The sequence below is a fragment of the Georgenia sp. genome (assembly GCF_054605595.1).
In genome coordinates, this window is the sequence record NZ_JBTSDU010000218.1 from 1 (window position 1) to 2,715 (window position 2,715).

The following is a 2,715-nucleotide window of genomic DNA, read 5'->3' on the forward strand; positions in this document are numbered from 1 at the left end:
TCCCGCTCGCCCGGCCAGAGACGGCTTGGATCAACCAGCCCCCGAAGGAGACGACGAACTCAACGATTCAGCTCGACCACTGACCCACCAAGGTTGACAGGTTCCGTCGGGCGTGTCAGTGGCCGGGGTGCTCGATCCGGGCCTCGTGGTGCGAGGTCCACCATCTGTGGTGGTACTCCAAGGGTGGGCCGACCACGGTCGGGCATGGCATGACGGTGTGCTCCTTCCACCACCACCGGATCCACGACGAGCACATCGACGTCACCGTGCTGGCCGACGGGTTCGACTTCCACCGCCGCGACGGCAGGCACCTGGGGACCACCCGCAGAACACCCCGGACCACGGGCCAGCGACCAGGTCGTGGGGAGCAGCGGCCACCGGAGGGTCATGTACCACGGGAGGGTCATGCACCGCCGGAGGGTCATGTACCGCCTCGCGTGCTCGGTAGATGTCAAGTCAAGTGAGACGTGTCAAGCCTTTTGAGGCTCGCGGTTGTGGGTTCGTTTGGTGGGGTCGTTGATGGTGACGCGCTCAGGTAGCCGGGGCGCGCGGGGGCGGCGGGTGAAGCGTTCGGGGTGGGCCGCGTAGGCGGCGTCGAGGGTGGCCTGTCGCCGGTCGCGGACGTCGTCGGCGGTGCCGTAGTGGACACTTGCGGGGGTATGTAGTCCGATACCGGAGTGGCGGTGCTCGTGGTTGTACCAGGGGACGAACTCGCTCATCCACGCCCGGGCGTGGGTGATGGAGTCGAACCTGACGGGGTAGTCGGGCACGTACTTCATCGTCTTGAACTGCGACTCGCTGAACGGGTTGTCGTTACTCGTGCGCGGGCGGTTGTGCGAGCGGGTCACGTCCAGGTCGACCAGCAGCGAGGCCAGCGGTTTGGAGGTCATCGCCGCGCCCCGGTCGGCGTGCAGGTAGGCCGGGGGCGTGTCCTGCTCGGCGATGATCTCGGCGATCAGGTCGGTGGCCAGGAGCCCGTCCTCGACCGACTCGATGCGCCAGCCCAGGATGTAGCGGGAGAAGATGTCGAGGATGACGTAGGCGTGGTACCAGCAGCCCTTCGAGGGCCCGCGCATCTTCGTGATATCCCAGCTCCACACCTCGTTCGGCGCTTCGGCGACCAGTTCGGGCACGACCTTGGGCGGGTGGGTGGCCTGCCGGCGCCGTTCCCCGTTCTGCCCGGCCTCGGCCAGGATCCGGTACATCGTGGACTGTGAGCAGTGGTAGCGGCCCTCGTCGAGCTCGCGGGCCCAGACCTGGGCGACCGCCATGTCCGCGTAGGCCACGCTGTTCAGGACGGCGAGCACCCCGACGCGTTCAGCCTCGGACAGCTCACCTCGATGGTGCGGCCTGGGCCAGGGCCCGTGCACCCGTGGGGCGGGGTGGGCCTGGCGGTGGTGGGTCGCCCGTGAGCGGCCCACCAGGGCGCACGCCCTGGCGATGCCGACGTGCGGGGCGAGGTCATCAACGGTGCCGGCCTGCCAGGTGCGGTACTCCTGGCGCCTCACGGCGCCCTGCTCGCCGAGAGCGCTTCCAAGAACGCGACTCCTTTTCCCAGGACCTCGAGCGCGGCCTCACGATCGGCGATGACCTCATCCTTCCTCGCCGACTCGGCCTGAAGGCGGGCGACCTGCTTCTCCAGCTCGGCGACGCGGCCCTGCTCGGGCGTGCGTGGCCGCCGGCCCCGCCGCGGCGGGGCATCGAGCGTGCCGGCATCGAGCGCGGCCCGCCACTCCTTGACGTGGGAGTCATACAATCGTTCCCGGCGCAGCACCGCTCCCTTCGACCCGACCGGGGCCGCGTCGTACTCGGCCACGATCGCCCGCTTGTACTCCGCGGTGAACGTGCGCCGCACCGCCTGCCCGGCACGCGGACCCGCCGGCGTCCCAGCCGGAGCGTCCAGACCAGCTGGACTCGCCTGGCTCGCGTGGCCCGCCGTCGTCGAGGTCGTCGACGCGTTAGTGGTGGTCGTCATGGTCCTGTTCTCCTGTCCCCGCCCAGCCATCATCCTGGCTGACCTGGTGTCTCACACCAGCGTGACAGATAGGGCCTCTGCTCCTGGTGGGAGTCCTTGGCGCGCCGAGCATGGTGTCCCGCTCGCCCGTCGACGTCGTTCTTCCTTGGTCCTCGAGGCCGTCGTGTGGTCGGGGCGCTGGGAGCTGTGCGTCGCGCCCCTCACTTCGTCATCGTTCGGCGGGCCGGGCGCAGCAGCTCGACGCCGGGGTCGTCCAGGTCGGGGTCCACGACGAACCTCCACGTTCGGAGGGTGGGTCGACAACACCGATCGTGGGCACTCTCCCTGTGTATCCCACGGCAACACACCCCGCCGGCAACACAGCGACCGACCCGTAGTGAACCGGACGCTAGTGGCAGCCGGATCTCGCCTGCGGAGGATCGGCCCGATCTGTTGCCACGGACTGCGTCGCCTCCAGGGCCCGGCCACTATGAGTTCCCGGCTCGGGATGGTGCGTGCCCGCCTCGGCACCGGGGGGCGGTGTCGAGCTCCCGTGCCCGCCACCCCCACCGTGCCCGCCACCACCACCGTGTCCGCCACCCCCACCGTGCCCACCGTGCCCACCCGCATGCATGGTCATCATGAATGCGACGAGGACCACCGTGGCGATGGTTTGGCCAGCGACGCCGAAAAACCACAGACCCAGGGCCAGGGCGGCGATGGCGAGGTACAACTTGCTCGAGAGGCTCTTGAGGGACACG

Annotated in this window: 3 protein-coding genes; 1 reads left to right on the plus strand and 2 read right to left on the minus strand. The window is 69.3% G+C overall.

Features of this window, described 5'->3' with window-relative positions; genetic code table 11:
* Positions 1-470: 470 nt before the first annotated feature.
* Both ACYC1Z_RS15060 and ACYC1Z_RS15065 read right to left on the minus strand, forming a co-directional pair.
* Positions 471-1,508, minus strand: coding sequence for an IS3 family transposase (locus ACYC1Z_RS15060; RefSeq protein ID WP_461410324.1), 1,038 nt, complete (start codon positions 1,506-1,508; stop codon positions 471-473).
* Positions 1,505-1,975 (minus strand): transposase, encoded by a 471-nt coding sequence (locus tag ACYC1Z_RS15065; RefSeq protein WP_461410325.1) that lies wholly within the window; start codon positions 1,973-1,975, stop codon positions 1,505-1,507. Before ACYC1Z_RS15065 ends, ACYC1Z_RS15060 begins: the two co-directional genes overlap by 4 nt.
* 532 nt (positions 1,976-2,507) lie before the next feature.
* Between ACYC1Z_RS15065 and ACYC1Z_RS15070 the strand changes: the two genes are divergently transcribed.
* The coding region (locus ACYC1Z_RS15070) for a hypothetical protein (protein WP_461410326.1) at positions 2,508-2,715 on the plus strand (208 nt) is incomplete at its 3' end.

Excerpts from the sequence above, each read along its gene's own strand:
- ACYC1Z_RS15065 (WP_461410325.1), bottom strand. The coding sequence starts at position 1,975 with ATGACGACCACCACTAACGCGTCGACGACCTCGACGACGGCGGGCCAC.